This window comes from Colwellia chukchiensis, assembly GCF_002104455.1.
GTDB lineage: Bacteria > Pseudomonadota > Gammaproteobacteria > Enterobacterales > Alteromonadaceae > Cognaticolwellia > Cognaticolwellia chukchiensis.
This window is the reverse complement of record NZ_NBOC01000003.1, coordinates 242701-264148: the sequence shown is the minus strand read 5'-3', so window position 1 is coordinate 264148 and position 21448 is coordinate 242701. Positions and strand designations below refer to the sequence as shown.

Here is a 21448-nt window from a genome sequence, read left to right as displayed (position 1 = left end):
GCTATTGAAGATGCCCAAAAAAAGAAAAAATAAACAAAGAAGCTCAAGAAGCGTTAAACCAAGTATGAATAATGTTGGTTTATTGGCTCTTATTCAGCTAAATCAAGAAACAGATAGAGAAGCATTCCGAAATTTATTGGATACAAAATGCCGAAACCCTATTTTTAAAACTTATTTGTACAGCAACCCTGTACATTATTCTAAATTTATCAGAAGAAATATTAATTCATATAGCTTTGATAATAACTGGCAAGAAATTGAGGTTTGGATAAAACAAATCATTCAATTTAAAAAGCAAATAAATGAATTTTTAGAATTGAAAGAGAGTATAGAAAAAAATGTTCTGTTAGGTCATTTTGAAGCAGTTTTAGATGCCCTTGCAATTATTAAAGATAGATTTGGGTATTCGTATTGGCAAGTCCAAACTGAGCTTTCAGTATTATCTTTCATCAGTCAAGATAGCGAAGCGTTAAAGCGATACAAGTTTCTAGTTGAAAACCGTAATCGGCCAGTTGAAGAGCGTGATTTAGACATAATTTTATCTAATGCTTCAAGTAGTAGAACATCTGAACGGAATGACTATTCATTTGAAGCAATTTTAGAAGGTTTGAACAACTCGGAAGGCAAGGCACTTGAATTTCTATTTCGTTTTGATCCGTTGAACTTTGATGATTCTGATTTTAAAGGAATTTTCGAGTATCTGTTTCCAGCTAGCATTATTGATAAATACCTTGCTTTTTGTAGGATGGCGATGGTTTGTCAGGCTAAAGGCAATTTTGAAAATGATGTAGTAAAAGGTTTTTTATCATTAGGATCTCATATTAATGATTATAAGCTCATCAATATTAATCGCTTACAAAGTGGAGAAATGACTCTTCAGGAGGAAGATAAAGCGATAATTGATATTTGCGATACCTATATGATGGGAGATTTTGAAAGTGTAATTGGAAAGTGTGAACACTATTTAACCAAATGGCCAAATATAGCAAATGCTTACGAATTTTATGTGAACTCCTTAATAGCTCTTGATAGAGGCAGTAGTTTTAATAAAGGTAGTTTGATTCATAAAACTATCTCACAACTGCGAAGTTACATAGTTGGAAGAGGTGATGTAAGTTTTACAAGCTTGACTAGGTTGTTTCAACAGTTTAACCATTTTGATGTTATGCCGCTTGTTAAATTGGTAGAGCTTAAAGGTAACATTTGTCACGATACAAACCTTGTAAGAGCACTGTATAGCTTTTTAGACATTAATGGCTCTACTTTTAATCCCTTTAGAAATAACCTTCCCAACCAAAAGTCAATTAGCTATGTAATTGCTAATTGTAAAAATGATGACGTTTACTTATTAGATATACCGGAATATCGAAAGCTAAAGTGGCATGCTGACAAGTTATTTAGCGAGAATCATTTTTCCGATGCACTGGATTTATACAAAAAAATTACTGACTGTCCGTTACATTTAGAAGATGAGATCAGAGCTAAGATTGCATTAAGTATGATCAAATCTGGTAACTGCCAAAGTACTGTCGAATATATCAGTAATTCATATTTTGAAAATCCCAAAAATGTCTGGAAACTACCGAAAGAGCTTCTCTTTAAAGAAATTAACGAAAGTGAAGATATAAATTTCGACTCGATTGATACTGTTATTAGTATATATCTGCTGCTGAAAGATGATTATACCGAGCACCAAGTAATATCTCTGTACTTAAATGATTACCTTATGCAATTTGGAATAAAATCCCCAAGCGAGTTGCTTCCAAGCTGCTATAAACAAAGGTTTTTACTTCGAAATATATGTGATTTGAGTATCCTCGAAGGATTAAATATTTATCGTTCTAATAATGAGAAAATTCTAGATCGTGTAAATATACTTTCAAATTTGATATCTGAAGAAGGAGAAGAAGATAAAGTTCTCGAAGAATTAGAGTTCATGATTCATCAGTATACGAAAAACTCATGCGTTAAAAAATTGGGGAAAGGTAAGCTGCATGTCGATCAGTCTAAAGTATTTGCTGAATCAAAAAGGCTTTATGCGTCAGTTTTTGAAGAGCTTGTTTTAGAGTTAGATAGAGAGGAATCCTCTCCTCAAAGCGAGTTGAGCGTAAGCGTTACACAGAAAGATCAGAAAATTGTTAGAACAGACAGAAAGGCTTTTAACCTAGCATTATTTTTGATGCTAGAAATAAGAGATATTTACACACTAAACCCAATGTTTGGATTGGATAATTCTCTAAATGTAGACATTAGACACAATGGTATTGTGCCGAGATTGAGATCAGTTTTTGAAAAGCATGATTTACTATGCAGGCAAGTCAATGGCGAATATTTAGACAATGAGTTTATAGAAGATTGTTTTAAAGCAAGTTTAACGAATGTTTATTACCGCAAGCTGCAAGATGCTTTCAAGGTATTTTCTAAATCTGTTAATGACTTTTTAATTCGAATAAAAAATAGTTACATGCAGATAGGCACAGATGACCTATCTTCAATTGATTCTTTGTTTAAATTTTCATTTGAGTCAGATGAAGTCAATAACATGCTCAGTTTAATAAAGAGTGGAAGTACTTTTGACGAAATTATTAAATGGAATATTAACTCTTTGGATAGAAAAGCAGAACAGCTAATTGAAGCGGGAAAAGTCATTATAGTTAACTTATTGCCAACGAAAGTAGATAGCTATTTTAGAGAGTTAAAGTCCGTCTCAAACGATTTGAGGAACAATGCATATCGAGTAAATGAAAAAATTTCGCTAGCAAAAACGGATCTAATAAGTGCAAGTAATGAAGTTAGTGGCTGGTTAGATTTTGTTAAGTCTTCTGGCGAACATTTTGATATCAATGTGCCTATATTGGAAGCTTTAAATTTTGTACAAAATTTGTTTCCAATAGTTGAGGTTTCAATAAAGCAAGGAACCGTTGTTTCAAATATATATGATGGCAGGCATTTGAAAAGCTTCATAAGGGTTTTCATTATGTTGTTTGAGAACTCTGTAAGTAGAAGAAAGTTCAAACAAAAGTGTGAATTAGTTATCGGTTGGGAAGAGCAAAATGAGAGTTCTACCTTAACAGTATCTTCTCTTTCTAAAAATATTGATTTAGCAAAAGTACAAGAAATAAATAACACGGTTAATGATATCAATTATCTAGATAAAGCTAGCCGAGATAAAAATAGTGGCTTTTATAAAATTAAGAAAATATTTGAACAGGATCTCAATGCACAAAATAGAATTGAGCTATGCGCAGATGGAGATTCATTTAGAGTAAAGATTGAATTTGTTAATAAAAACATTTTAAAAAAGGAGTCTGACTAATGAAAATTCTGATAGCGGAAGACAATGCTACAAAGGCTGATCAAATAATGGAGTTGCTATTAGAACAGCTAAATTTAAATTCAGCGGATATAACTCTGACAACAAATAAAGAAGAAACTATAGAGGTACTTACTACTCAAACGTTTTCACTCTTAATACTAGATATGAGCCTACCAAGGTATATGAATGATATGGATGATATTAAACACCTTGCTGGTAAAGATATTTTAATATTCATGAGACACAGAAGAAAGTTCATACCTACGGTTGTCATAACTCAACATGATGTGTTTGGACATCATAACAGTCAAATATCTCTTGAGAACTTGAGTAGTGAGCTGATGAATGATTTTAGTAAATTTCTGGTTGACGTATTGGCTTGGGATTCTTCATCTGAACATTGGAAAGATGAACTAACAAAATTTATAGAGAGTGTTGAGTAAGAATGATATCTGTTCTAGTTGTCGAGGATGATGACTCAAAATTTGAAAATGTAAAAAGTATAATCGAAGAATTAAATATTCCAGAGAGAGGGATTTCAAGAACTATAAGTGTTCAGGAAACTTTGTCTGCTCTAGAAAACGCTAAATTTGATGTGTTGATATTAGATCTCCAGATTCCACAGAGGGTTAACGAAGAAAAAAAGGATACTGGTGGGTTAAATGTTCTTAAAGTTATAAAGCATGATGTTAAGAGAAAGGGCGATAAATATAAGACACCAAACGTAATTATTGGGCTGACAAAACACACAGAATTATTTGAAGAACAAGCTTCTTTATTCACGGAACAAAGAGTATTTTCCTATGTATATGATCATATAGATATGACTTGGGCAGATGGGATAAAAGAATCTATAAATGAATATATTCACTCTAAGCAGACATCAACAATTCATAAACCTACAGATAAGGTAATTTACTCTATTCATGGGATACATTCATTTGGACGTTGGCAAGGCAAATTGGATGAATATATTAAAGAGCAAGGCAGTGAGTTTGAGCACATAGAATTTAAATATAACTTCTATCCTGTTTTTTCTTTTTTGATACCACCGCTGCGAAATCGTGAAGTTAAGACCTTTATTACTGAACTGCAAGATCTGGCAAATAGAAATAGAACCGCAGAAATTAACATTGTAGCTCATAGCTTTGGTACTTTTGTCGCTGTCAAAGCGCTAGAAAAAATCCCGTTAATTACAAGTCCCAAATTAGGGCGGGTTGTACTCTGTGGAAGTGTATTAAAGTCCAGCTATCAATTGCAAAAAATCATTAATAAACATGAGATTAAAGGGATTGTTAACGATTGCGGTATTTCGGATAAGGCGCTAGTCCTCAGTCAGGCTTCTGCTGTTGGCTTGGGAATGGCTGGTAAAGTTGGTTTCAAAAATACATTTGCGGGCTTGATACAAAATAGGTACTTCGAAGGTGATCACGGTTTATTTTTTAATAAAGGTTTCTTTAAAGATTGGTTAGACTTCTTTTCAGGTAAGCAATTAGATAAACAAGATGACAGGAAAGATCCAAATATATGGTTGTCTATTAAAGCTTGTTTAGTTTTGTATAGCCCATTGATATGCTTTTTAGCAGTAGCCTATCTGATTTATTATATTTGTTTCTGATGCACTGTTTAGAGAGCGAGAATTTACGTCTACAAGCTACAACACGTAAGAGATTCACCTATTTAGAAAAAAATTCACTGAATCTCAAACCTACAAATAAATTGCGCTTAAGAATAAACACTTGCCTTTATTTACAGCCTGTATACAATAACAGTAATACTGTTTAAAAACACAGGCTTGCTACTAAGTCGCTTTAAGGATTAATTATGCGCCCTTTAACACCCAGACAACAGCAGATATTCGATCTGATCAGGGAAAAAATTGCTGAAACTGGCATGCCGCCCACTCGCGCTGAAATTGCCAGCTTTTTTGGCTTTAAGTCAGCCAACGCCGCGGAAGAACATTTAAAAGCGTTAGCTAAAAAGGGCTATATTGACATGCTACCTGGTACGTCGCGTGGTATTCGCTTAGCAGAAGAATTTGTTGAAGAAGCAGGTTTACCTTTGGTGGGCCGGGTTGCTGCAGGCGAGCCAATATTGGCGCAAGAGCATGTCGAGCAGCACTATAAAATTGATGGTAGCTTGTTTCATCCCGCCGCAGACTACTTATTACGCGTTAACGGCGAAAGTATGAAAGATATTGGTATTCTAGATGGTGACTTGCTGGCGGTACACCAAACCACTGATGTGCAAAATGGCCAGGTTATTGTCGCCCGAGTTGAAGACGATGTTACTGTTAAGCGTTTTAAGCGCGAAGGTAATGTGGTGTATTTGCATGCAGAAAACGCTGATTTTGCCCCTATTAAAGTGGATTTAGCCAGTCAACATTTTAATGTTGAAGGGCTTGCGGTTGGGGTTATTCGCGCTGCCGATTGGATGTAAGTATAGCTGCGCTTGTATTACTGCCTGCAAGCGCATTTTTATTCTCTATATACAGGTTTATATTAATAGCGAATGCTATTAGAAACTCAGCCTCGCTAGCACGTTAGTGCATTAAATCTGTGCCTTTTCTGACTTTTATTAACGATCTCCCTTGAAAGCGTTATTAGTTGAAAATAATTATCACTTCTACTGCTACCACACCTATTTAGATTGTTTTTTGTACAGCTGATTTGTTGTCTGTTGATTTATTATTCAGCACTGAATTAATGTGTAGTTCAAAAAATAAACACTTCTATAAGCCTATTGAAAACGGTACTTTGTCCTGTATTAGGGTTATTACTCTATTGTATTTATTATGTTTTATTTTAATTGTATTTGAATTTTTAAATTGACCCAGATCAAGATTTGAGTAATTCTAGTCTAGAAAACGTACAAAAATAACAAAAGGATGCATAGCGCAACGAGTTAAATATGCATCAGTTAAATAATAATAATTGTATGCGCAAAATAACCTACATGAGCAAATTTTTTGGTCAGTAATTCGCGTTATTTTGCCTTAAAGGGTAAAGGAGATGTCGAGTGAAAAGACGTAACCTAGGTTGGCTGTTGCTAGGGAGTTTGTTGTCTAGTTCGGTATGGGCAGATATGTCACTGAATTTGACCAAAGGGGTCACCGAAGTCAGCAGAGATGTATATGATTTACACATGTTGGTGCTTTACATTTGTACTGTAATTGGTGTGGTGGTGTTTGGTGCTATGTTCTGGTCTATGGTATTTCACCGTAAATCAAAAGGCGTTAAACCTGCAACTTTCCATGAAAGCACCAAAGTTGAAATTCTTTGGACCACGATCCCGGTTATTATCCTTATCGCAATGGCAGTGCCTGCCACTTACACCTTGATTGCGATGGAAAATAATGATGATTCGGATATTACCATTCAAGTCACTGGTTCACAGTGGAAATGGCATTACAAATATTTTGACCAAGACCTTGAGTTTTATTCCGTACTTGCTACGCCACGCGAGCAATACGAAAACCAAGATGGTAGCTCGGCGGAAAAAGGTGAGCATTACCTGTTAGAAGTTGACCGACCCTTAGTGATCCCTACCAATAAAAAAGTGCGCTTTGTTATCACCTCAGATGATGTTATTCATGCTTGGTGGGTGCCTGCGTTCGCGGTTAAACAAGATGCTAACCCGGGTTTTATTAACGAAGCTTGGACTAAAGTGGACGAACCGGGTATTTACCGAGGCCAGTGTGCAGAGCTGTGTGGTAAAGATCATGGCTTTATGCCGATTGTAGTTGAAGTTAAAACCGAAGCCGATTATGCGCTTTGGTTAGAAGAGCAAAAGCAACTAAAAGCGAATGCTGCTGCTGCTGAAGCCGCCTCGTTAACCGCCTCAGTTTCTATGGATGAATTGATGCAACTTGGTGAAACAACCTACACCGCTTATTGTGCATCGTGTCATCAGGTTAGTGGCCAAGGTTTACCACCGGCATTTCCTGCCCTCAAAGGCAGTGCCATTGCCACCACAGGACCGGCGAGTGAGCATATTGACATTGTTTTTAATGGTCGTGCTGGCACGGGTATGCAAGGTTATGGCAAGCAGCTGAGCTTAAAAGAAATTGCCGCGGTTGTTACCTATGAACGAAATGCTTGGGGTAATAATACCGGAGATGCGATTCAAGCAGCTGATGTCAAAGCGGCTGTAGGAGGCGAGGTTTCAGATGGTCTTAAGGCGGCAGCCACTAGCATCACTGAAGTGAAAACAGAGATTAGTGAAGAAAAGCCCGCAGAAGATTTGTCGAAAGTATATAGCCAAGCTGAATTAATGAGCATGGGTGAGCAAGTTTATATGAGCGCGTGCGCTGCCTGTCACCAAGCGAGTGGTGAAGGTATGGCGCCGGTGTTCCCAGCACTGAAAGGCAGTGCAATGGTCACCGGTGATGTTACTGCTCATATCGATATGGTGCTCAATGGCAGTAAGAAAAATCCCGCCATGGCAGCCTTTGGCAGCCAATTGACAAAAACGCAAATTGCAGCCGTTGTTACTTACGAGCGTAATGCTTGGGGCAACAATACCGGTGATTTAGTCCAGCCAGCAGATGTTGCTGCTAGCGCGAAGTAGGGAGGCGTTAAAATGACAAGCAATGTAATTAATGAGCAATCAACGCAAGACGCACATGACGATGGCCATCATGATCATAAAATGACTGGCCTTAAGCGCTGGTTATACACCACCAACCATAAAGATATAGGCTCTATGTATTTATGGTTCTCATTTATCATGTTTTTAACCGGTGGCGTGATGGCGCTGGTGATCCGTGCTGAGTTGTTTCAGCCCGGTTTACAGATAGTTGAACCTGACTTTTTCAATCAAATGACCACAGTCCATGGCCTTATTATGGTATTTGGCGCCATTATGCCCGCATTTACCGGCTTAGCTAACTGGATGCTACCTATGATGGTCGGGGCGCCTGATATGGCATTGCCAAGGTTAAATAACTGGAGTTTTTGGATTTTACCCTTCGCATTCGCCATCTTACTATCAACTTTCTTTTTAGAAAGTGGTGCACCTAACTTTGGTTGGACTTTCTATGCGCCTTTATCAACCACTTATAGCAATGGTAGTACCGCGTTCTTTGTTTTTGCGGTGCATATTATGGGTATTTCGTCGATTATGGGCGCGATAAACATAGTGGTGACTATCATGAACATGCGTGCCCCGGGAATGACATACATGAAAATGCCATTATTCGTTTGGACATTTTTCATTACCGCGTATCTATTGATTGCCGTGATGCCCGTGCTTGCCGGCACCGTTACTATGGTGTTAACCGACACCTACTTTGGCACTAGCTTTTTTGATGCTGCGGGTGGCGGTGACCCTGTTATGTTCCAGCATATCTTTTGGTTTTTCGGTCACCCAGAAGTGTACATTATGATATTGCCGGCCTTTGGTATTGTCTCAACCACCATTCCAGCGTTTTCACGCAAAAAGCTTTTTGGTTATAGCTCAATGGTTTATGCGACAGCATCAATTGCTTTCTTGTCGTTTATTGTTTGGGCACACCATATGTTTACCACCGGTATGCCGTTGTTTGGTGAGTTGTTCTTTATGTATTGCACCATGTTAATCGCGGTACCTACCGGGGTTAAAGTGTTTAACTGGGCGGCTACCATGTGGCGCGGTGCCATTAGTTTTGAAACCCCGATGTTATTCTCTATCGCATTTGTGATTTTATTTACCATTGGTGGTTTTTCTGGCTTGATGTTGGCAATGACACCTGTGGACTTTCAATATCATGATACCTATTTCGTGGTTGCACACTTCCACTATGTACTGGTAACGGGTGCGCTATTTTCAATTTTTGCCGGAGCTTATTATTGGTTACCTAAGTGGACAGGGTACATGTACAACGACACTTTAAGTAAGTGGCATTTCTGGTGTTCATTAGTGTCGGTGAACTTATTATTCTTCCCCATGCACTTTTTAGGTTTAGCGGGCATGCCGCGTCGGATACCTGATTATGCTCTGCAATTCGCTGACTTTAACAAGTGGGTCAGTATTGGTGGCTTTGCCTTTGGCTTATCGCAATTAATTTTCTTGGTATTAGTGATTAAGTGTATTAAAGGCGGTAAAAAAGCTGAGGCGAAACCGTGGGACGGTGCCGAGGGATTAGAATGGACAGTGCCAAGCCCTGCGCCATACCACACCTTTGAGACGCCACCGAAAATTGATTAATTGGACGTAAAAATGACTAACGGCGCAGACAAAAAGACATTATCAACGCAAACACAGCAACAAGCTGCTGACGCATCAGTAAAAAAGACAGTAAAAAAACTGATGCTGATGGTGTTTGCCATGTTTGGTTTTGGCTTTGCGATGGTGCCGTTATATGACGTGTTTTGTGATATCACCGGCTTAAACGGTAAAACGTCTAATGTAGCAGCGCGTTATAACGCGACCAGTATTGATCGCGAACGTACTATTACGGTGCAGTTTTTGACTCGAACCGCTAAGGGCATTCCTTGGCAGTTTGAGCCCATGATTAATGAAGTAAAGGTGCATCCAGGCGAACGAAAAGTGGTTAAGTTTTACGCAAAAAACCAATCTGCAAACGCCATTGTTGGCCAAGCAGTACCGTCAGTCTCACCGGGGCAGGCAGCGATTTATTTTCAAAAGATAGAATGCTTTTGTTTTAATAATCAACCGCTAAACGCCAGTGAAGACGTGGAAATGGGGCTGCAGTTTTATGTTGACTTGGATTTACCAGAAGACGTTTCGACCATTACGTTATCTTACACGCTGTACGATATTACAAGCGCAGTTGATTCTTAAGTGTTTACACTTAACTGAGGGGAACAACAATGACCACAAAAGAATACGAAAGTTATTATGTACCAGCACAAAGTAAGTGGCCAATCGTTGGCGCTATTGCTTTATTTTTAATTGCAGTAGGTGCCGGCAATTATGTTGCTAATTTAAATAACCCAGACAGCAGCGGTGGTGGTTGGGTGTTATTGGCTGGAATTGCCTTGATTATTTATATGATGTTTGGCTGGTTTAATAATGTGATCACCGAGTCAATGTCGGGAAAATATAGCCATCAAATGGACAACTCATTTCGTCAGGGCATGAGTTGGTTTATTTTCTCAGAAGTGATGTTTTTTGCGGCATTTTTCGGTGCTTTACTCTATGCGCGCACGTTTGCTGTGCCTTGGCTTGGTGGTGCGGGTAATAATGCCGCAACCGGCGCTATTTTGTGGCCAGAGTTTACCGCAACTTGGCCGCTCGTTAAAACTCCTGATGGCACGGAAACTACTGCTATGGGTTGGTATGGTTTGCCATTAATTAATACTATTTTACTCCTAACGTCTTCCATTACTGCACATTTAGCTCATGTTGCTTTAGAGCAAGAAAAACGTGGTTTATTAAAGTTTTGGTTAGGGTTGACCGTGTTATTAGGGTGTGTGTTTCTTTATTGCCAAGGTTTAGAGTATGCACACGGCTATGCCGATGAAATGAAACTGTATTTAGACAGTGGTATTTACGGGAATACCTTTTACTTATTAACTGGCTTTCACGGTATGCATGTGACTTTAGGTACCATCATGCTGTTGGTGATGTTGATCAGAGTCTTTAAAGGCCACTTTACCCCGAAAAATCATTTTGCCTTTCAAGCCGCAAGTTGGTACTGGCATTTTGTTGATGTAGTTTGGGTATTACTGTTTGTTTTTGTTTATATTATTTAGCGACTAATTAATGAGCATGCGTCACTTGTGATAAGTGGCACATGTTCTTTTCAGGTTTGTTATTAATAGGGGCGTGGGTTTGGTGTGATCAGGCCGGTTAATATGCCAAGCAGTAACAATAAAATGATGACCACAGAGGTGATAACGCGGCGACCAATATATTTTGACATCGGTACTTGGCCAGGATCATTTTTGTTCATGATTATTAAGGCGCGAAACAAGTTATAAATCATAACGGCGATAAGGCCAACAACAATTACTTTTATTAACACAGCACTCTCTCTTTTATAGTCGGTTTTTAGTTAGCAAACATGCGGTAGTCTATGAATTTGGTTTCATTCCAACAGCACATAAAACAATTAAACTGGCCGATGGTTATCTTTACCATGCTAGTATTTTCGCTATTAATCAAGCTTGGATTTTGGCAATCATCTCGTGCCTTAGAAAAAGAGCAGCGGCTGCAACGGATCAGTAAATTAAGTCAGCAACAGGCCTTGTCTTTAGCTCAAGTATTGGCGATTAGTGGTCTGCAAGATGGTATCAATGACTTACCCGTTGCGCTCACGGGTGAATTTATCGCTGATAAAATATTTTTGCTCGATAATCAATTAAATAACGGTCGATTAGGCTATCGGGTATTTCAATTTATGACTCATAACCAACAGGCGGTGTTGGTTAATTTAGGCTGGGTTGCTGGCTCGGTCGATCGCCAAGCGTTACCAGAAATTTTACCGTTAACGGGGCAGCATACTATCACAGGGCATATTCGAGAAATTGAGGTGGGTATTCAATTGCAGGAGCAAGACTTAACTAACGTGAGCTGGCCGTTAAGGATACAACAAATTGAGCTAGATAAGTTTTCGTCATTTATTACTCAACCGCTATTGCCCTTTGTCGTTTACTTAGATACAAAAGAATCAATCGGCTTTGAAAAAAACTGGCAACCGATTGTTATGCCGCCCGAAAAACATCGAGCGTATGCCTTTCAATGGTTTAGTTTGGCTTGTGCATGGTTAATTTTAATGGTTTGGGCGGCGTTCAAAGCAAGTGCTAATGAGCGCCACCTGCGAGACGAAGACAACACAATAATAAGAAAAGGCTAGCGAGTATGAGTGCTTCTAAATTACATAAATCGCGTCGTAGTATGTTAATGCTATTGGCAATATTTATTTTGCCAATTGTCTTGGCTAAATTGGCACTAGAACAACAATGGTTCAATTATGGCGTGACCAATCAGGGGCAGTTGCTGGCGAATGAGCTAACCTTAGCAGAGCTTGGCCTTGCTGATAAAGACTTTCAGCAACAATGGCTATTACTTTACACCCTGCCAACACACTGTGATCAGCAATGTGAAAATACGCTAGTCAGTGTCAATAATACCTACATAGCTCTGGGGAAAGAGATGTCGCGTGTTAAGCCAGTGGCCCTTACCCAACACGCGTTAAACGCCACCCAAAGTGAAAAAATTCAAGTCAATAAATGGCGCTTTGAATCTATGCCCGCGATGGCTAAGGCTGTTATAACCCATTCACAAGTACTTATTGTTGACCCCTTAGGTAATGTGATTCTAAGTCATGTACCACCGAAAAATGCCGAAGAATTACCCCAGTTTGGTAAAGCGATTTTGGCCGATTTTAAAAAACTACTTAAATATTCAAGGATCGGTTAAATGAAAACGCGAGGCTCAGCAAATATTAAAACATTGGTGTTGGTGAGTATTTTACTCGCCATAATTGTCGTTAGCTTAGGCGCTTATACGCGGCTTACTCATGCCGGATTAGGCTGTCCGGATTGGCCGGGTTGTTATGGTATGCTGAAAGTGCCTAATACCAGTGCGCAAATTATTGCCGCAGAACAAGCATTTCCTGAGCGCCCGCTTGAAGCGGATAAAGCTTGGAATGAAATGATTCATAGGTATTTTGCGGGGGCGTTAGGCCTGTTGATTTTAGCTATTGCTTTGTTGTCCATTAAGCAGCGCGCGCAAGGGGGGCCGGTAGGCTTACCAGTATTAATTTTACTGGTGGTGATATTTCAAGCGGCGCTGGGTATGTGGACAGTTACCATGAAGTTAATGCCTGTGGTGGTGATGGGGCACCTACTTGGCGGTTTTACCACTTTATGCTTATTGTTTTTGCTCTACTTGCGTTTACGCGATCATCGGGTGCCCGGCGGTGATATGGCTTTAAAGAAATACGCGAAATTTGCGGTTATTGGTATTTTTATTTTAGCCGCGCAAATTGGCTTAGGTGGTTGGACCGCAGCAAATTATGCTGCGCTTACCTGTACTGAACTACCTATTTGTCAGGCCGGATGGGCAGAGCAAATCAATTTTGAGCACGCCTTTGATCTGATCCCGCCAGAAAAAGACAGTTATGAATTTGGTCATCTTGACCATGCATCGCGCTTAACCATACATGTAATGCATCGTTTTGGCGCGATAGTTGCGACTATATATTTATTGTGGTTAGCAGTCAGTGTTTACCGGCAAGCACAATCACCTTTTTTTAGAAAAGTTGCCACTAGCGTCATATTTATACTCAGTGTGCAAGTGGCGTTAGGGATCAGTAATGTTTGGTTGTCACTGCCACTGAGTGTTGCGGTGAGTCACAACGTGGTCGCAGCCATGTTAATGTTGTCATTAATTACCATGACATATAGTTTAAAGCGGAAAATTTAAGGGGCATAGTATGGGACAAAGTAATACAGTACCAGCAAGTCATCGGGTAGCAAGCACGGCAATGTGGCGTGATTATTACGAGATCACTAAGCCCCGCGTCGTTGCGTTATTGGTATTAACTGCTTTAGTGGGTATGTGCTTATCTGTGCCAGGCATTATTCCGTGGCAGGTGTTAGTGCCGTCGATGTTAGGTATTGGCTTGCTATCCTCCGCTGCTGCGGCAATCAATCATATTGTTGATGAGCGTATTGACAGTGAAATGGGTCGCACGCATAACCGTCCATTGCCCAATGGTCGATTAAGCGCTCGAAATGCCTCTGTGTTTGCCATCACATTGGCGGTTTCAGGTTTTGTAGTTTTATACAGTTTTGTTAATCCATTAACCGCTTGGTTAACCTTGGCTGGCCTAGTCGGTTATAGCTTTATTTATACCATGTATTTAAAGCGTGCCACGCCGCAAAATATCACTATTGGTGGCTTAGCAGGGGCTATTCCACCCTTACTCGGCTGGACTGCCATGACCAATGAAATTCACCCTAATGCGTTATTATTGGTGTTGATTATTTTTACCTGGACGCCGCCGCATTTCTGGGCACTCGCCATTCACCGTAAAGATGATTATGCCAAAGTGAACATTCCTATGTTGCCGGTTACCCATGGCGTGAACTTTACCAAAACGCAAATATTGCTTTATACCGTGCTGTTATTTGTGGTGAGTTTACTGCCCTATTTAGTGGGCATGAGTAATTGGCTGTATTTAATTGGCGCTGTGGTATTAAATTTGATCTTTTTTGCCTACGCTTGGAAACTTAAATTTAATGCCGATAAAGAAACAGCGATGGATACCTTTAAGTTTTCGATTGTGCATTTAATGGTGCTATTTATTATTTTGTTACTTGATCACTATTTACTACCGGTGGCTGGCTGATGCAAAAGATTATTACCTTGATTGTTGCGCTCGGTGCGCTTGTCGCTGGCGGGCTGTTCTTTTCACAGCTTAACAAGAAAGCACCAGCCGAATTTGCCCTGCATTATCAACAAGCACGCGACATAGACACGTTTCAATTGCATGATCATCTTGGCCAGCCATTTAATAATGCTGCACTTACTGGAAAGTGGAGTTGGGTGTTTTTTGGCTATACCTCTTGCCCAGATGTTTGCCCAACCACCTTACAAGAGTTAAATTTTATTTATGATGATTTACAGGCTATTACCGATAATAACCAAGTGTTATTAGTGTCTGTTGATCCGGCCCGTGATAGCCAAGAGAAGCTAGCGAGTTATATCGCTTACTTTAATCCTGAATTTAAGGCCTTGCGCGGCGACCATGGAGCACTGGTGCCTTTTGCGCGCAACTTAGGCTTAATGTATGCCATAACCGAGCCTGAGGCACAAGCAGAGGACTTAGCCCGACACGGGGCTAGTGTCAGTAATTATTTGGTTGACCATAGCGCTTCGTTAGTGTTGATCAACCCCGATGGTAAAATAGAGGCAATATTTAAGCCTAAGCAGGCGTTAGCAGAGTTACCTGTAATTGAACCAGATAAATTACTGAGTGACTTTGCAAAAATTGTGGCACTTTATTAAGCGCCACTTAAGTTAAGGTAGTGAAACGGTTATTAAAGTGGGTACCACTGTCCACTGGCTTTTAATACAAACCATGGTTTTGAATACCAATAATAACGCCCCGGTTCACTAATACTAGGGGCTGTACAGTTGCAGCGTACGCGGCCTGTGGGTAAAGGCGCGCTGTATTTAATGGTAAACATTTCATCCCCTTGCCAGGTAATTTTTTGGCGACCTAAGCCAGAGATGTAGCAATTTAGTTGTTCCGGGTAAAAGTCGTCAACCTCGATATTGAAGGTAATCGAGCGAGATTCCCCTTGGAGAAAAATGGTTTTTTGATTTTCCGCATCAAGATGAATGTTAAACGGCAAAGAGTTGAGCTTATCGCGCAAGCTGGCTATTTGATCATAAGGTTGAGAAGCCGGAAAACGAGGAATGCTGCTTAGGTCAGTAGCAAGGCCAACCGCACCTGATTGCTGCGAAAAAGCAACAAAGTTATTGTCTAATACCCACTGTTGAATTTCAGGGCTGTATTCACCATAAGGGTAGGCAAAATAACGCCAACTTTGTCCAGTATGTTGTTCAATCATTTTCTCGGCTGCTAGCAAAGATTTGCGGTTTTGCGCAAGCCACTGTTGTTGGCTCATGCCCTCAGGAATGCGTGCGAGTGAGTCATGCTCCATACCGTGATTGGCAATAATAACGCCATCGTCTGCCATGGCTTTAAGTTGTTGCCATGAAAGATACTGGCCAGTGCTGTGCTCAACGATGCCGGGGTTAATAAATATGGTAAATGGATAGCCAAATTTATCTAAAATCGGTTTACCATTAGTGAGTATGTCTAAATAAGCATCATCAAAGGTGATCACCACAGATTTATCGGGTAAAGGTTGTTGTTGCTTAAGTGCCTGCATTAATTCCGACAAGGCAATAACCTTAAAGTTATTATCTTTTAGGTATTGCATATGTTTGGAAAACTGTTGCGGCGAAATACTGGTACTGGCTGGTGTTGTTTCGCTAACGTGATGATATTGTAGGATAACGGTGGCAAAACTACTGAGGTGAACACAATAACACAAGGCTGCCAACAAGAAGGTTTTCATGGTAATCTTCCTAAAACATTTGTAGGGTTTGGGCGCCTGCTTAAAATAGCGCTTTTAGGCGTAATTTTACAGTTCATTTGCCAATAAAAGGCGGCTTTTTTGAAATTTAATGATTTAGAACGTCATAAGCAGTTATTTATTTTGGCATTGCCCATGATATTGTCAAATATCACGGCACCTTTGTTAGGGTTAATTGATACCGCAGTTATTGGTCACCTTGAGCATGCTTATTATCTTGGTGGTAGTACTGTTGGCGCCATGATTATTACCGCAGTGACTTGGTTGTGCGGTTTTTTACGCATGTCTACCACAGGCTTATCAGCACAAGCTTTTGGTCAGCAAAATCAACAATTAAATAACTTAGTGTTATTGCGTGGCATAATCGTTGCGTTAGCTATCGGCTTGGCAGTTATTGTGCTGCAAAGCTTGTATATCGATGTGGCGCTGTCTTTGGCAGGTGGTTCGAGTGAAGTGCAGCTTTACGCGCGTCAATACAGCGAAATTCGTGTTTGGGGCCTACCTGCGGCTTTGGCCAATTTGGTGATCTTAGGTTGGCTGCTGGGTAATCATCAAGCGAAAGTGGTGATGTGGCTAATTATAGCCACTAACTTGATTAACCTAGTGCTAGATTTATTGTTTGTTATTGGCTTTGGTTGGCAGGTCAAGGGTGTCGCTGCCGCCACCTTGATCGCAGAATATAGTGGCCTGCTGCTCGGTTTAACAATGATATTGCGTCACTATAAGCAACGCTTTACTGGCTTGTTTAGTTCCGCGCAACAGCTCATGACTGAGTTGTTCGAACGTTCAGCATTGCTGAGTTACTTCAAGCTTAATCGCGATATTTTAATCCGCACACTTTGTTTAGAAATTTGCTTTATTTTTATGACCTTTCAAGGTGCGCGCCTTGGTGATGATGTCATCGCTGCCAATGCGATACTCATGAACTTTTTAATGTTGATCTCCTTTGGCTTAGACGGTGTAGCTAATGCCGCCGAAGTCATGGTAGGTAAAGCGAAAGGAGAAAATAATCGGCAAGCGATTTTTGTCAGTGTCAATATTGCCTTGTTATGGACTGGTTTATTTGCGGTGAGCTATAGCCTGTTATTTTACCTACTTGGCGATTACTTTATTGTTATGATCTCTGATATCACCAGCGTGGTTAGTTATGCACAACGACATTTGTTTTGGCTGATAGCATTGCCCTTGCTAGCATGCTGGTGTTATTTATACGATGGTGTCTATGTTGGCCTGATGCAGGCTGATATTATGCGTAACAGTATGTTAATCGCCACTTTTGGCTGTTTCTTTCCCGTTTGGTGGTTATTGCAAGATTATGGTAATCATGGCTTGTGGGCGGCGTTTTCAGTGTTTATGTTGGCGCGAGGGCTAACATTGGCAATACACTATCAAGGTAATCGCCATAACATGTAAGTGCCGTTATCGTGCGATAGCTGCGATACGTCTCTGTAAGGGCGTTAATGTTTGTGGCGATTTAACAGGTGGTATAAACGATTGGCGAACAAACCAATGTAACCAAAGCTGGCTATAAGGATTGCCAAGGCGATAACCGCTAAACCGATAATCTGCCAGAGGTGGCTGTGATAATAACCAATGAATATCATGCCTAGCCCAAAAATAAAAAGGCCAAGTCCACAAAGAAAGCGTCGCATGCTACGCTGTGGATCTTGACCTAACTTTTCTAATAAAGACATTTAAATATGTTTAGTAATAAGAGTGCTCGCCACGCTGATGCTCGGTCATATCGCGCACGCCTTTAATTTCATCACCCATGATTTCAATTAACTGGCGTTCAATACCATCTTTCACTGTAACATCAATTTGCGCACAGCCATTACAGCCACCGCCAAATTGTAATACCGCATAACCGTCTTCGGTAATATCCATCAGGGTACATTCACCGCCATGGCCAGCAAGTTGTGGGTTGACTTCAGCTTTAAGAAAATAATCTACGCGATCAAATAACGGCGCATCGTCCGCGACTTTACGCAGTTTTGCATTAGGTGCTTTTAAAGTTAGCTGCGAGCCCATTTGATCTGTGGTGAAGTCAATTTCAGCCTCTTCTAAAAATGGCTTACTGTCGGCATCTATGTAGGCAGAAAAATGTTCGTATTTTAGCTCGATATCGTCAGCTTCCACGGCATCAGCTGGACAGTATGACACACCACATTCTGCGCTAGCTGTGCCCGGGTTAACAACAAACACGCGGATACTGGTACCTTCAGCTTGCTGAGAAAGTAGTTTTACAAAATGTGCTTGTGCAGTTTCTGAAATATTAATATTCATACTATTTTACTCTTTGCTACTGGGTTTGAATTTCAATACCCGACTAATTTACTCAAGTATGGCTATTTTACTCTGCTCTGTCATTTGACGCCAGTGCTAGTTGGATAAATTCGCCAATTGCCCTTGTACCGTGCGGATTGACGACAAATAATGACCAATCAGCGCAGATTGCTAGGCGAGTTAGTATTAATTTGTTATTTTAAGCCGTTATTAAATTAAGGAAGCCTTTATGTTGTTATCGTTAGTTCGTTTGGCGCTTTTATTGTTAGTGAGTATTTCATTTACTGCAGCGAGCGCTAATGTAAGTACTTACTTGCCTGATGGTGCCGCTTATAGCGAAAGCATTCCCAAGCCTGAGGCGAGTTTAGGTTACGGTATTGGTGAGCGTCATCCTCGTTACGATCAAGTGTTAGCGTATCTGCGCGAACTTGCGACTGCGTCACCGCGGATTAAGATGACTGAAATGGGACGCACGGTTGAGTTTCGCGCACAGGTGTTACTGACCATTTCTAGTCCTGAAAACTTGAATAATCTTGAGCAGATCTTAGCCCGTCGTGGTGATCTCGACGCCTCAGCTAATGACCCTGTGGTGGTATGGTTAGGTTACAGTGTTCATGGTGATGAAATTAGCGGTACCAATGCGGCTATGGTTGTGGCGTATCATTTAGCGGCAGCAGAAGATGCCAAGGTTAAACAAATGCTTGCGGACACCATAATTGTTATCGAGCCTAGCGTTAACCCAGATGGCATGGACAGGTTTGTTAATTGGGTTGATACTCATCGTGGTGTGACTGCCAACCCTGATCCAAACCACATTGAGCATCATCAGCCTTGGCGTACTGGGCGAACCAATCACTTTGGTTTTGACTTGAACCGAGATTGGCTACTGCTATCGCAACAAGAAAGCCAAAACCGTTTAGCATTTTTCCATCAATATCAGCCCAATGTGCTAGGGGACTTCCATGAAATGGGCGCTAATAGCAGCTATTTTTTTCAGCCCGGTATTCCTACCCGCACCCATCCGTTAACACCAGCGAAAAACACGGAATTAACTCATTTATTGGCGAGTTATCATGCCAAGGCGCTAGATGCAAAACAGCGCTTGTATTATAGCGAAGAAAGCTTCGATGATTTTTATTATGGCAAAGGCTCTACTTACCCCGATATTAACGGTGGTGTTGGTGTGTTATTTGAACAAGCTAGCAGTCGCGGTTTTCAGCAGCAGACGGTTAATGGATTATTAACCTTTGAATACGGCATTCAAAATCAAGTGTTAACGTCATTGTCGACCATTGAAGGCACATGGCAAAACCAAACAAAATTTAAAACTTATCGTCAACGATTTTATCAACAGGCTTTACAGCAAGCGAGCGATGAAAACTTTAAAGGCTATATCGTCAGTGAAAGTCTAGACCACTACCGCATGCAGGCATTTTTGCATAAGCTCAGCCAGCATCAAATCAAGGTCTATCCACTGACACAGGACTATAAGCTTCATGACAAGGTTTTTCCTGCCCAACAGAGTTATTATATTCCTTTAGCACAGCGCCAATATCGATTGATCAAGGCGTTGTTTAATCAGCAAAAAAGCTTTGCTGATAATACGTTTTATGATGTTTCTGGCTGGACTTTACCTTTAGCCATGAATATTAAGTTTGCGCAAGTTGGGCGAACATGGGGATTAAAAACGGCCAAACAGGCTTGGCAAGCACAAGCAAAAAGCAACGCAGCGGTTGACAATAACGCCTATGCTTATGTTTTTCATTGGCATGATTTTCTAGCGCCTAAGTTGCTGTATAAGCTTACAAAAGCCAAGATCGCCGCTAAAGTTGCTACCAAAGTATTTTCAGCCGAGATTAATGGTCAAATCGAAACCTTTAATCCGGGTAGTATTGTCGTTGCCGCTGGTACGCAAACGCTAGAAAATTGGCGGGAGGTTTTAAGCCAACTTGCACTGGACAGCCAAATTCCGTTACACGCGTTAACAACAGGTTTAACGCCAACAGGTATTGATATTGGTAGCCGTTCATCGCAAACCATTAGTTTACCTAAAGTGCTACTGGTGGGGGGCAAAGGCGTGTCGCAATATGAAGCAGGGGAAATGCTTTACTATTTAGATAACTTATTGGAAATACCGGTTTCTGTGGTAGAAATGCCACGCTTAGCGGGCATTGACTTAGCAGCCTATAGCCACGTTATTATGGTGGACGGCAATTATAGCAGCTTAAGCAAAAAGGCATTTGCACAACTAAAAACTTGGCTCCAAAACGGCGGTGTTTTATTTTCGCAAAAACGTGCCGCGCGTTGGCTGTCTGAGCAAGAATTATTAAATGTCGATTTTGTTAACAAAGCCCATATCGATCAATTATTTGACACGGAAAATCTCAACTATGGTGATAAAGAGCAATTAGCGGGCAGAAAACGTATTGCTGGTGCTATTTTTCAAGCTAATTTAGATCACACGCACCCGTTGACTTACGGCTTTGCTCAGCAACCATTGCCGGTATTTCGCAATAGCACAGTGATCATGGAGCAAACTAATGTTCCCTTTATTACTGTGGCATCTTACGCAAAAGCACCATTATTGAGTGGTTATAGCGATCAAAATTTAGTTAATCGCTTGGCGCATAACCCAACGCTAGTGGCGCACAATGTTGGTAAAGGCCGAGTGATTGCCAGTACGGATAATTTAGCGTTTCGGGGTTATTTTTTAGGGAGCATGAAAGTCATCGCCAATAGTTTATTTTTTGCCAAAGCCTTTAGCGCCGCTGGTCGCTAGTATTAA

Annotated in this window: 19 protein-coding genes; 15 read left to right on the top strand and 4 right to left on the bottom strand. The window is 40.5% G+C overall.

The features are described 5' to 3' along the window. Nucleotides 1-10 precede the first annotated feature (10 nt). The 8 genes from B6K83_RS06440 to B6K83_RS06405 all read left to right on the top strand — a co-directional run bounded on the left by B6K83_RS06440 (nt 11) and on the right by B6K83_RS06405 (nt 11013). Complete coding sequence (locus B6K83_RS06440; protein ID WP_085284126.1) at nt 11-3316, top strand: hypothetical protein; 3306 nt, start codon at nt 11-13, stop codon at nt 3314-3316. Next, the gene (locus B6K83_RS06435) at nt 3316-3759 is read left to right on the top strand and encodes a response regulator (protein ID WP_085284125.1); all 444 of its coding nucleotides are present in this window, start codon (nt 3316-3318) and stop codon (nt 3757-3759) included. The genes B6K83_RS06440 and B6K83_RS06435 overlap by 1 nt, the downstream gene beginning before the upstream one ends. A gap of 2 nt (nt 3760-3761) precedes the next feature. Further along, nucleotides 3762-4934: a response regulator gene (locus tag B6K83_RS06430; RefSeq protein ID WP_085284124.1), complete on the top strand. Its 1173-nt coding sequence runs from the start codon at nt 3762-3764 to the stop codon at nt 4932-4934. Between the two features lie 206 nt (nt 4935-5140). Further along, nucleotides 5141-5755, top strand: a complete 615-nt coding sequence (gene lexA, locus B6K83_RS06425) for a transcriptional repressor LexA (RefSeq protein ID WP_085284123.1) — start codon at nt 5141-5143, stop codon at nt 5753-5755. 645 nt (nt 5756-6400) lie between these two features. Beyond that, nucleotides 6401-7885, top strand: coding sequence for a cytochrome c oxidase subunit II (gene coxB, locus B6K83_RS06420; protein ID WP_085284145.1), 1485 nt, complete (start codon nt 6401-6403; stop codon nt 7883-7885). A gap of 12 nt (nt 7886-7897) precedes the next feature. Then, a complete protein-coding gene (gene ctaD / locus B6K83_RS06415) occupies nt 7898-9502 on the top strand; it encodes a cytochrome c oxidase subunit I (protein WP_085284122.1) in 1605 nt (534 codons plus the stop codon). 12 nt (nt 9503-9514) lie between these two features. Next, nucleotides 9515-10099, top strand: a complete 585-nt coding sequence (locus tag B6K83_RS06410) for a cytochrome c oxidase assembly protein (protein WP_085284121.1) — start codon at nt 9515-9517, stop codon at nt 10097-10099. Nucleotides 10100-10128: 29 nt separating this feature from the next. Next, nucleotides 10129-11013 (top strand): cytochrome c oxidase subunit 3, encoded by an 885-nt coding sequence (locus tag B6K83_RS06405; RefSeq protein WP_085284120.1) that lies wholly within the window; start codon nt 10129-10131, stop codon nt 11011-11013. Nucleotides 11014-11075: 62 nt separating this feature from the next. On the opposite strand, the gene B6K83_RS06400 is transcribed toward B6K83_RS06405, so the two are convergent. Then, on the bottom strand, nt 11076-11285 hold the full coding sequence (locus B6K83_RS06400) for a DUF2909 domain-containing protein (protein ID WP_085284119.1): 210 nt from the start codon (nt 11283-11285) through the stop codon (nt 11076-11078). Between the two features lie 51 nt (nt 11286-11336). Here B6K83_RS06400 and B6K83_RS06395 point away from each other — a divergent pair, with 51 nt between their 5' ends. From B6K83_RS06395 to B6K83_RS06375, 5 genes are read left to right on the top strand one after another with little or no spacing between them, the layout of a single operon-like run. Then, a complete protein-coding gene (locus B6K83_RS06395) occupies nt 11337-12116 on the top strand; it encodes an SURF1 family protein (protein ID WP_085284118.1) in 780 nt (259 codons plus the stop codon). 5 nt (nt 12117-12121) lie between these two features. After that, nucleotides 12122-12682 (top strand): hypothetical protein, encoded by a 561-nt coding sequence (locus B6K83_RS06390; RefSeq protein ID WP_085284117.1) that lies wholly within the window; start codon nt 12122-12124, stop codon nt 12680-12682. After that, nucleotides 12683-13690, top strand: a complete 1008-nt coding sequence (locus B6K83_RS06385; RefSeq protein WP_233143815.1) for a COX15/CtaA family protein — start codon at nt 12683-12685, stop codon at nt 13688-13690. 10 nt (nt 13691-13700) lie between these two features. After that, the gene (gene cyoE / locus B6K83_RS06380) at nt 13701-14618 is read left to right on the top strand and encodes a heme o synthase (RefSeq protein ID WP_085284116.1); all 918 of its coding nucleotides are present in this window, start codon (nt 13701-13703) and stop codon (nt 14616-14618) included. Beyond that, entirely contained in the window at nt 14618-15277 is a 660-nt protein-coding gene (locus B6K83_RS06375; RefSeq protein ID WP_085284115.1) for an SCO family protein, read from the top strand. The genes cyoE and B6K83_RS06375 overlap by 1 nt, the downstream gene beginning before the upstream one ends. A 32-nt stretch (nt 15278-15309) precedes the next feature. Here B6K83_RS06375 and B6K83_RS06370 read toward each other — a convergent pair whose 3' ends face one another. Continuing rightward, nucleotides 15310-16359 carry a polysaccharide deacetylase family protein gene (locus tag B6K83_RS06370; RefSeq protein ID WP_085284114.1) on the bottom strand — a complete coding sequence of 350 codons (1050 nt, stop codon included), beginning with the start codon at nt 16357-16359 and terminating at the stop codon, nt 15310-15312. Between the two features lie 99 nt (nt 16360-16458). On the opposite strand from B6K83_RS06370, the gene B6K83_RS06365 reads away from it, so the two are divergent. Beyond that, nucleotides 16459-17790: an MATE family efflux transporter gene (locus B6K83_RS06365; RefSeq protein WP_233143809.1), complete on the top strand. Its 1332-nt coding sequence runs from the start codon at nt 16459-16461 to the stop codon at nt 17788-17790. A gap of 44 nt (nt 17791-17834) precedes the next feature. Here B6K83_RS06365 and B6K83_RS06360 read toward each other — a convergent pair whose 3' ends face one another. Both B6K83_RS06360 and nfuA read right to left on the bottom strand, forming a co-directional pair. Next, nucleotides 17835-18071, bottom strand: a complete 237-nt coding sequence (locus tag B6K83_RS06360; protein WP_085284113.1) for a hypothetical protein — start codon at nt 18069-18071, stop codon at nt 17835-17837. A gap of 10 nt (nt 18072-18081) precedes the next feature. Beyond that, nucleotides 18082-18663 (bottom strand): Fe-S biogenesis protein NfuA, encoded by a 582-nt coding sequence (gene nfuA / locus B6K83_RS06355; protein ID WP_085284112.1) that lies wholly within the window; start codon nt 18661-18663, stop codon nt 18082-18084. Nucleotides 18664-18892: 229 nt separating this feature from the next. On the opposite strand from nfuA, the gene B6K83_RS06350 reads away from it, so the two are divergent. Continuing rightward, nucleotides 18893-21442, top strand: a complete 2550-nt coding sequence (locus B6K83_RS06350) for a M14 family zinc carboxypeptidase (RefSeq protein ID WP_085284111.1) — start codon at nt 18893-18895, stop codon at nt 21440-21442. Nucleotides 21443-21448 lie beyond the last annotated feature (6 nt).

Excerpts from the sequence above, each read along its gene's own strand:
- B6K83_RS06440 (WP_085284126.1), top strand. The coding sequence starts at position 11 with ATGCCCAAAAAAAGAAAAAATAAACAAAGAAGCTCAAGAAGCGTTAAA.
- lexA (WP_085284123.1), top strand. The coding sequence starts at position 5,141 with ATGCGCCCTTTAACACCCAGACAACAGCAGATATTCGATCTGATCAGG.
- B6K83_RS06350 (WP_085284111.1), top strand. The coding sequence starts at position 18,893 with ATGTTGTTATCGTTAGTTCGTTTGGCGCTTTTATTGTTAGTGAGTATT.
- cyoE (WP_085284116.1), top strand. The coding sequence starts at position 13,701 with ATGGGACAAAGTAATACAGTACCAGCAAGTCATCGGGTAGCAAGCACG.
- nfuA (WP_085284112.1), bottom strand. The coding sequence starts at position 18,663 with ATGAATATTAATATTTCAGAAACTGCACAAGCACATTTTGTAAAACTA.
- B6K83_RS06410 (WP_085284121.1), top strand. The coding sequence starts at position 9,515 with ATGACTAACGGCGCAGACAAAAAGACATTATCAACGCAAACACAGCAA.
- B6K83_RS06430 (WP_085284124.1), top strand. The coding sequence starts at position 3,762 with ATGATATCTGTTCTAGTTGTCGAGGATGATGACTCAAAATTTGAAAAT.
- B6K83_RS06375 (WP_085284115.1), top strand. The coding sequence starts at position 14,618 with ATGCAAAAGATTATTACCTTGATTGTTGCGCTCGGTGCGCTTGTCGCT.
- B6K83_RS06370 (WP_085284114.1), bottom strand. The coding sequence starts at position 16,359 with ATGAAAACCTTCTTGTTGGCAGCCTTGTGTTATTGTGTTCACCTCAGT.
- B6K83_RS06390 (WP_085284117.1), top strand. The coding sequence starts at position 12,122 with ATGAGTGCTTCTAAATTACATAAATCGCGTCGTAGTATGTTAATGCTA.
- B6K83_RS06405 (WP_085284120.1), top strand. The coding sequence starts at position 10,129 with ATGACCACAAAAGAATACGAAAGTTATTATGTACCAGCACAAAGTAAG.
- ctaD (WP_085284122.1), top strand. The coding sequence starts at position 7,898 with ATGACAAGCAATGTAATTAATGAGCAATCAACGCAAGACGCACATGAC.
- B6K83_RS06385 (WP_233143815.1), top strand. The coding sequence starts at position 12,683 with ATGAAAACGCGAGGCTCAGCAAATATTAAAACATTGGTGTTGGTGAGT.
- B6K83_RS06395 (WP_085284118.1), top strand. The coding sequence starts at position 11,337 with ATGAATTTGGTTTCATTCCAACAGCACATAAAACAATTAAACTGGCCG.
- B6K83_RS06435 (WP_085284125.1), top strand. The coding sequence starts at position 3,316 with ATGAAAATTCTGATAGCGGAAGACAATGCTACAAAGGCTGATCAAATA.
- B6K83_RS06360 (WP_085284113.1), bottom strand. The coding sequence starts at position 18,071 with ATGTCTTTATTAGAAAAGTTAGGTCAAGATCCACAGCGTAGCATGCGA.
- coxB (WP_085284145.1), top strand. The coding sequence starts at position 6,401 with ATGTCACTGAATTTGACCAAAGGGGTCACCGAAGTCAGCAGAGATGTA.